This is a genomic window from Enterococcus sp. DIV0755f, assembly GCF_051713725.1.
In the GTDB taxonomy this organism is placed as follows: Bacteria; Bacillota; Bacilli; order Lactobacillales; family Enterococcaceae; genus Enterococcus_D; species Enterococcus_D casseliflavus.
Genome location: NZ_JBIOQL010000001.1, coordinates 3,455,116 through 3,462,738, shown reverse-complemented (window position 1 = coordinate 3,462,738; position 7,623 = coordinate 3,455,116). Strand labels below are relative to the sequence as shown.

8 protein-coding genes are annotated in these 7,623 nt (G+C 43.5%); 7 read left to right on the top strand and 1 reads right to left on the bottom strand.

Annotated features, from left to right (window positions below):
* Positions 1 to 511: 511 nt before the first annotated feature.
* The 5 genes from rpmH (at position 512) to tnpA (ending at position 3,542) form a co-directional block, all read left to right on the top strand.
* Positions 512 to 646 (top strand): 50S ribosomal protein L34, encoded by a 135-nt coding sequence (gene rpmH / locus IGI73_RS16100; protein WP_002356012.1) that lies wholly within the window; start codon positions 512 to 514, stop codon positions 644 to 646.
* A gap of 147 nt (positions 647 to 793) precedes the next feature.
* Positions 794 to 1,129 carry a ribonuclease P protein component gene (rnpA, locus tag IGI73_RS16095; protein ID WP_015510644.1) on the top strand — a complete coding sequence of 112 codons (336 nt, stop codon included), beginning with the start codon at positions 794 to 796 and terminating at the stop codon, positions 1,127 to 1,129.
* An 18-nt stretch (positions 1,130 to 1,147) separates the two neighbouring features.
* Positions 1,148 to 1,972 carry a YidC/Oxa1 family membrane protein insertase gene (locus IGI73_RS16090; RefSeq protein WP_010748469.1) on the top strand — a complete coding sequence of 275 codons (825 nt, stop codon included), beginning with the start codon at positions 1,148 to 1,150 and terminating at the stop codon, positions 1,970 to 1,972.
* Between the two features lie 17 nt (positions 1,973 to 1,989).
* Positions 1,990 to 2,748: an RNA-binding cell elongation regulator Jag/EloR gene (jag, locus tag IGI73_RS16085; protein WP_142973395.1), complete on the top strand. Its 759-nt coding sequence runs from the start codon at positions 1,990 to 1,992 to the stop codon at positions 2,746 to 2,748.
* Positions 2,749 to 3,089: 341 nt separating this feature from the next.
* Positions 3,090 to 3,542 (top strand): IS200/IS605 family transposase, encoded by a 453-nt coding sequence (gene tnpA / locus IGI73_RS16080; RefSeq protein ID WP_142973394.1) that lies wholly within the window; start codon positions 3,090 to 3,092, stop codon positions 3,540 to 3,542.
* A gap of 139 nt (positions 3,543 to 3,681) precedes the next feature.
* On the opposite strand, the gene IGI73_RS16075 is transcribed toward tnpA, so the two are convergent.
* Entirely contained in the window at positions 3,682 to 4,011 is a 330-nt protein-coding gene (locus tag IGI73_RS16075; protein ID WP_005226284.1) for a heavy metal-binding domain-containing protein, read from the bottom strand.
* A 238-nt stretch (positions 4,012 to 4,249) separates the two neighbouring features.
* Here IGI73_RS16075 and mnmE point away from each other — a divergent pair, with 238 nt between their 5' ends.
* Both mnmE and mnmG read left to right on the top strand, forming a co-directional pair.
* Positions 4,250 to 5,647 carry a tRNA uridine-5-carboxymethylaminomethyl(34) synthesis GTPase MnmE gene (gene mnmE, locus IGI73_RS16070; RefSeq protein ID WP_074535553.1) on the top strand — a complete coding sequence of 466 codons (1,398 nt, stop codon included), beginning with the start codon at positions 4,250 to 4,252 and terminating at the stop codon, positions 5,645 to 5,647.
* Between the two features lie 33 nt (positions 5,648 to 5,680).
* Positions 5,681 to 7,573, top strand: coding sequence for a tRNA uridine-5-carboxymethylaminomethyl(34) synthesis enzyme MnmG (gene mnmG / locus IGI73_RS16065; RefSeq protein WP_074934345.1), 1,893 nt, complete (start codon positions 5,681 to 5,683; stop codon positions 7,571 to 7,573).
* Positions 7,574 to 7,623: the final 50 nt, after the last annotated feature.

The window sequence follows — 7,623 nt, the reverse complement described above, 5'->3', positions numbered from 1 at the left end:
AAATTGTCCTCCTATAACTAAGAATAGATATAACTAAAATAGCACGGATTGAAAAAGTTTTCCACAGATTACGATAAAAAAGGTTAGAAAAAAATACTTTTCCACAAAACGGGATAAAAGAAAAATGGAAATGCACATGTTCGAAATTCGACTATCCACAGGTAGAAAAAGAATGTGAATAACTATAAAAAAATCTCCTTTGTCCACAGATCGATGTGAAGATCACGCCTTGATAACACTAGGTTTTAGGGTAGTTATCAACAGTTAAAAAAGTGATTGTGGAAAACTTTTCTACAGGCTGTTTGTTTGTGGAAAAAGCCAAAATAACTCTGGGGAAAAAGTTATCCACAAAAATTGGCTATAAACAGCAAACCCACACAAATCAAAGGGATTGTGGATAAAGAATGCCTGATTTTGAGCAAACTTCTTATTGACAAACTAGTACTTGACTCGTTATACTATCAAAGTATGTCTGTGCGCATAAGCATTATCCTGATGGAGGTGGAAATAAATGAAAAGAACGTATCAACCAAATAAACGTAAACGTCAAAAAGTTCACGGATTCCGTAAACGTATGAGTACAAAAAATGGACGTCGTGTTTTAGCTAGCCGTCGTCGTAAAGGCAGAAAGGTTATTTCTGCGTAAGCCACTGAATGCCAGTGGTTTTTTTTTATGCCGTTTTTGCGGAATATAGTGTCTGACTTTTGGCAAATATGGTATTATTGACAGGTGAGTGGTTACGGATTCAATCCGTTTCGCGAAGCTTAATTGAAAGAAGTGAAGGAACCGAAGATGAGAAAATCCTATCGAGTAAAAACAGAGCAAGATTTTCAAAAAGTTTTTCAGGCAGGAAATTCTTTTGCAAATCGGAAGTTCGTGGTGTATGTCTTACCTAAAGAGCAATCACATTTTCGAGTTGGTTTATCTGTAGGGAAAAAAGTCGGTAATGCAGTGAAGCGAAATGAGATCAAGCGCAAGATCCGTGCAAGTTTAACGGAAATGAAGCCGCGAATCGAACCAGCGGTCGATTTCATCGTGATCGCCCGTCCAAGTATCGCCACTTGTTCCTCAAAGGAAATCTACTCGAATTTAGAGCATGTCTTAAAACTTGCCAAAATTATTCATTAATGGAAAGGAATTAGTTACGTGAAAAAAGGGAAACGCGTCTTACTATTTTTGGGAGTTCTCTCATTAGTAGTTGTCTTATCTGCCTGCGGTGCAACAGGTGAAGTAAATGCACAAAGTACTGGTCTATGGGACCGTTACATCGTTTATTATTTTGCAGAGGCGATCAAAGCCCTCTCCTTCGGCAATGCCGGGATCGGGATCATCCTCTTTACATTGATCATTCGGGTCATTTTGATGCCGTTGATGCACTTTCAAACCAAAAGCATGCGCAAAACGCAAGAATTACAACCGAAGTTAAAAGCGCTGCAGCAGCAATATGCGTCAAAAGATACGGAAACACAAAGCAAGTTAAAAGAAGAAACACAACGCTTGTATGCGGAAAACAATGTCAATCCCTATGCCGGCTGTCTACCATTATTGGTACAAATGCCGATTTTGATGGCCTTGTGGCAATCGATCTCACGGGTTCCTGCTCTGCAAGAAGGAAAATTCTTATGGCTGCAGCTGGGTGATCGTGACCCATACTTCATCTTGCCGATTTTAGCGGCGCTCTTTACTTTTGCAAGTACCTACTTATCAAGTATGAGCCAAGTGGAATCAAATGCGAGTCTGAAAATCATGAATTTCGCTATGCCGATGATGATCTTACTGATGGGGATCAACATTGCCAGCGGTCTTTCCTTGTACTGGGTCGTTTCCAATGCATTCCAAGTTGTGCAAACAATGATCTTAAATAACCCATTCAAGATTCGCCAAGAAAGAGAAGAAGCTGCCCGCAAAGAACGCGAGCGTGAACGTGCGCTGAAAAAAGCAATGAGTCCTAAAAAGAAACGGAAAAAATAAGAGGAGGTTGCACTGCAATGCCGATTTATGAAAATCTGACAGTAGATGAAGCAATTCAAGAGGGATTGCAAGTCCTTGGTATCACCAAAGATCAAGCAATAATCGAAGTCCTGGATGAAGGAAAAAAAGGCTTCTTGGGTCTAGGAAAAAAACAAGCACGGGTCTCCATTGAAAAACGAATCGTTGAAGAACCGGCACCCGTTGAAGAAGTACCAGCAAAACCGCTGGTAGAACCAGATCCTGTGACGACAGAGGATGCAAGCAGTGTGATGGAAGCAGCAGCGAGCGAACCTGTTTTGCTGACGGATCTTTCAGATGAGGAAGCGCTGGCTCAGCTGGGACTCTATCTGACAAATATTTCAAAAGCATTGAATGCACCCGCCTTAGTAAAAACCGCTCGTCAAGGCGGCGTGATCGTCTTTCATTTAGAAACGCAAAAACAAGGCATTTTGATTGGGAAGCACGGCAAAACCTTGAATGCACTGCAATATTTGGCGCAAGTGTATATTCACCGCATCGCGAAAAACAAATTGTCGATTGTAGTGAATGTCGGAGATTACCGTGAAAAACGTCAAGCGATCTTAGAACGTTTGGCTAGCCGTACTGCTGAAAAAGTCAAACGAACAGGCCGCCCAGTCTTTTTAGAACCGATGCCGGCGTTTGAAAGAAAGCAGATCCATTCAGTTTTGAGTAAAGATGCGTATGTTCAAACTCATTCTGAAGGGGATGAACCGTATCGCTACTTAGTAGTGGAACCTGCGGACAAACGAATTTAATGAAAAAGGGAAAGGCGGTCTGACAAGCCTTTCCCTTTTTTGATGGGAAAAAGCGATTGACAACAAATTTAAAACCAAGTATCCTTGACTAGAAATCATTCTTATCAAAGTCAACATACGTTACGTAGGTCAGCCTTTGGTATCAAAAAAGAGTCCGTATGCCGCGGACTCTTTTTTGTATTTTTCTTATTGACTTTAGTCAGTTTCGTTCGCGTAGCGTACGAAACAAAAAAACCGCGCGTTTCTACGCGTGGACGAAATAGCTTTAGCGATAAAAAACTCCTTTCGATATACTAATAGTGGCTACCAACCGCATATCAGATCGAAAGGAGTTTTTTTTTATGTCTAACGACGATAAAAGTTTAGCACATACCAGATGGAATTGTAAGTATCACATAGTCTTCACCCCGAAGTATCGACGAAAAGTGATTTATGGAAAGTTAAGAGTAAGTATTGGTCAGATATTAAGAAAATTGTGTGGGATGAAAGATGTTGAAATCATTGAAGCTCATGCCATGCCTGACCATATTCATATGTTAGTAAGAATACCACCAAAGATTAGTATTTCTAGTTTTATGGGCTACTTAAAAGGACGAAGTGCAACCTTAATCCATGAAAAACATGCGAATTTGAAATATAAGTATGGGAATAAAAGCTTTTGGTCCAAAGGATACTACGTGAGTACGGTTGGGTTAAATCAAAAAACAATTGAAAAATATATTAGAGAACAAGAAGCAGATGATCGAATAAGAGATAGTATAAGTAAACAAGAGTATGTAGATCCATTTAAATAGTTAAAGAGAGATAGGGCTGTGAGCGGTTGGTGGTCATTTAAAAAGCCCCTTTTAAGGGGCTAGCGAGTGGTGAGCCCTTCTAGGGCTGTTAAAAAGCCACCCGTTTCACGGGTGGATATTTACTTGATGATAGAGGTAATTAGCCGCCGATGGTTGATTGAGTAAATTGAACCACTGTACCATAGGCAAAGATCTCAAGGTAGGTTTTGTCGCCTTCAACGATGCGGTCATGTTCGAAATGACAGTTGATCACTGCATTCGCTCCGTAGCTGTGGGCGGTTTCTTTTAAGCGATAGGTCACATCTGCCAACAGGTCGTTCAAATTCACAGATGTATCAAATAGATCTACTTCGATTTTGTCTGCCGCAAAGACGATATCCCGCACGACGTAAGGCCGATTCACGTTTCCTGTCGATAAAATGATTTCTTTAATGCGAGCAGCGCTGTTTGATGATTTGATGGTTTCCATAATAGATCCCTCTTTTCTTATTCTTTGCTTTTATTTTAAAGGTTTTTGCGGACAGATGCAAAATTTAAAAGTTTTTGAAGGAAGCTTGCGACTCACGCAAAAATGTGCTAATCTATTTCCAGAATTTAATTGACAAGCAGTCAAAGTGCTAAGTCTACTCGTTTTTATTGATTTTCAATCAATTTGACGGGTGGAGTGGGCACTTTTTTTATGTGAAAAAATAGGAGGAGCAAGCAACATGGCGAATATAACGCAAGAATTTGATACGATTGCCGCGATTTCCACCCCGCCAGGCGAAGGGGCCATCAGTATTGTGCGATTAAGCGGGGAAGAAGCGATCGCAATTGCGGATCGGATTTTTCAAGCAGGCACTAAAACCCTCGCCCAAGTGCCTAGTCATACGATCCATTATGGTCATATCGTGGATCCAGAAGAAAACCGTTTGATGGATGAAGTGATGCTATCAGTGATGAAAAAGCCGCGGACCTTTACCCGAGAAGATGTCGTTGAGATCAACTGCCACGGCGGGATCGTTGTCGTCAATCAACTCTTGCAGCTGGTTTTACGACAAGGCGCACGGTTGGCTGAGCCGGGAGAATTCACGAAGCGGGCCTTTTTAAACGGACGGGTTGACCTTTCTCAAGCCGAGGCGGTGATGGACCTGATTCGTGCCAAGACCGATAAGGCGATGAATCTCGCAGTCAATCAGCTGGATGGCAATCTTTCCCACTTGATTCGGACCTTACGCCAAGAGATCTTAGAGACGCTGGCGCAAGTTGAAGTGAATATCGATTACCCTGAATACGATGATGTGGAAGAATTGACGACCCGCTTATTGCTAGAAAAAGCCACGATGGTCAAAGGGCAGATTCAAGCCTTGTTAGCGACTGCCCAACAAGGAAAAATTTTGCGAGAAGGTTTGAGTACTGCGATCATCGGTCGGCCGAATGTCGGTAAATCCAGCTTATTGAACCATTTATTAAGGGAAGAAAAAGCCATCGTGACAGACATTGCTGGTACGACTCGAGATGTTATTGAAGAGTATGTCAATGTTCGCGGGGTACCGTTGAAACTGATCGATACGGCTGGTATCCGCGAAACAGAAGATGTCGTTGAGAAAATCGGGGTCGAACGCAGCCGCAAAGCACTGGCAGAAGCGGAGTTGATTTTGCTGGTTCTCAACCAAAGCGAAGGATTGACCCAGGAAGACAAACAATTGCTGGAGCTGACTGCTGGCAGCCGTCGGATCATCTTATTGAATAAGACCGACCTTGAGCCAAAATTAGCACCCGCTGAGCTAGCGCAGTACGCAGCAGATGAACCGATTTTTTCTGTCTCTGTGTTGACGAGTGAAGGCTTAGATCAACTGGAACAAGCCATTGCCGATCTATTCTTTGGGGGCAAAACCACCGATAAGGATGCTTCTTATCTTTCTAACACCCGTCACATTGCCTTATTAGAAAATGCCGTTCAGTCGTTGTCTGAGGTCATCCAAGGGATCGAAGCAGGAATGCCTGTCGACTTGGTTCAAATCGATATGACACGCTGCTGGGACTATCTAGGAGAAGTTGTCGGCGACAGTGTCCAAGATGAGTTGATCACCCAATTGTTCAGTCAGTTTTGTTTAGGAAAATAAAGAATGCGCCACTGGCGTAAAAAGGAGAACACCATGCAAGAATATCAAGCAGAAAGTTATGACGTGATCGTTGTTGGTGCCGGCCATGCCGGATCAGAAGCTGCCTTGGCAGCCAGCCGAATGGGGGCAAAAACCCTTTTGCTGACCATCAACTTAGACATGGTCGCATTCATGCCTTGTAATCCCTCCGTCGGCGGACCAGCAAAAGGCGTCGTGGTGCGCGAAATCGATGCTTTAGGCGGAGAAATGGGCAAAAATATCGACAAAACCTACATCCAAATGCGGATGCTCAATACAGGAAAAGGTCCCGCTGTGCGGGCCTTGCGGGCGCAAGCCGATAAACATGCCTATGCGGCTGAAATGAAACGAACGATCGAAAAAGAAGCCAATCTGACACTGCGCCAAGGAATCGTTGAAAAGCTGATCGTTGAAGAAGGCGAATGCCGTGGCGTCGTGACTTCTACAGGCGCTCGTTACCAAGCCCAAGCTGTAGTGATCACTGCGGGAACAGCGTTGCGAGGAGAGATCATCATTGGAGAGTTGAAGTATTCTTCTGGACCAAACAACTCCCAGCCATCGATTGGACTAGCCGATCATTTGAAAGAGCTTGGCCTAGAGATCGCTCGTTTTAAAACGGGTACACCACCGCGGGTGAAATCCAGCACCATCAACTATGAGGTAACGGAGATCCAGCCTGGCGATGAACAACCGAATCACTTTAGTTACAGCACACCCGATGAAGCCTACAATCAAAACCAAGAACCTTGCTGGTTGACCTATACGAACGAAGGGACGCACCAAATCATCAACCAGAATTTACACCGTGCGCCGATGTTTACAGGGATCGTCGAAGGAGTAGGTGCCCGTTATTGCCCATCTATCGAAGACAAAATCGTGCGTTTTGCAGACAAATCTCGTCACCAACTGTTCTTGGAACCAGAAGGGTTGAACACCGAAGAAGTGTATGTTCAAGGGCTTTCTACTTCTATGCCAGAAGATGTCCAAGTTCAAATGCTGCATTCCATCGCAGGTTTAGAAAAAGCGGAAATGATGCGGACGGGCTACGCCATTGAATATGATGTCGTGGTGCCTCATCAATTGCGTCCAACATTAGAAACCAAAGTCATCGAAAACCTCTTTACGGCAGGACAAACCAACGGAACCAGTGGCTATGAAGAAGCGGCCGGTCAAGGCTTGATCGCAGGCATCAATGCCGCTTTGAAAATTCAAGGCAAAGAACCCTTCATTATGAAACGCAGCGACGGTTATATCGGTGTGATGATCGATGATTTGGTGACCAAAGGAACCAATGAACCTTACCGCTTATTGACCTCTCGTGCTGAATACCGCTTATTGCTGCGTCATGATAATGCGGATCTGCGTTTGACCGAAGTGGGACATCAAATCGGGCTCGTCCCAGAAGCACAATACGAAGCGTATGTAGCGAAAAAAGAAGCTGTTGAAGCAGAAATCAAACGTTTATCTAAGATCCGCATCAAACCAACGCCAGAAGTACAAGCGTATTTGACTGCTAAAGGGACGGCTATCTTGAAAGATGGCGTTTTAGCCAATGAATTCTTGCGTCGGCCTGAAGTGACGTATGCCGAAATGCTACAATTTATCGAAGCCAATGAAGCATTGAAGCCAAAAGAGATCGAACAAGTCGAGATCCAAATCAAATACGAAGGCTATATCAAAAAAGCCCTCGAAAAAGTGGAGAAACTCAAACGGATGGAAGCCAAACGCATTCCTGAAAACATCGACTATGCCGCTATCAATGGCTTGGCAACAGAAGCCAAACAAAAACTGCAAAAAATCCAACCCGAAACCATCGCCCAAGCGAGCCGTATCAGCGGAGTAAACCCAGCTGATATCAGTATTTTGATGGTGTATATCGAGCAAGGGAAGATTGCCAAGGTTAACTAAAGACGGTTAATATTCTTTGAAAAACCAATTTATAAATGGTAAATAGAGTG

Coding starts and splice junctions, on each gene's coding strand:
- rpmH (WP_002356012.1), top strand. CDS start 512: ATGAAAAGAACGTATCAACCAAATAAACGTAAACGTCAAAAAGTTCAC.
- rnpA (WP_015510644.1), top strand. CDS start 794: ATGAGAAAATCCTATCGAGTAAAAACAGAGCAAGATTTTCAAAAAGTT.
- jag (WP_142973395.1), top strand. CDS start 1,990: ATGCCGATTTATGAAAATCTGACAGTAGATGAAGCAATTCAAGAGGGA.
- tnpA (WP_142973394.1), top strand. CDS start 3,090: ATGTCTAACGACGATAAAAGTTTAGCACATACCAGATGGAATTGTAAG.
- IGI73_RS16075 (WP_005226284.1), bottom strand. CDS start 4,011: ATGGAAACCATCAAATCATCAAACAGCGCTGCTCGCATTAAAGAAATC.
- mnmE (WP_074535553.1), top strand. CDS start 4,250: ATGGCGAATATAACGCAAGAATTTGATACGATTGCCGCGATTTCCACC.
- mnmG (WP_074934345.1), top strand. CDS start 5,681: ATGCAAGAATATCAAGCAGAAAGTTATGACGTGATCGTTGTTGGTGCC.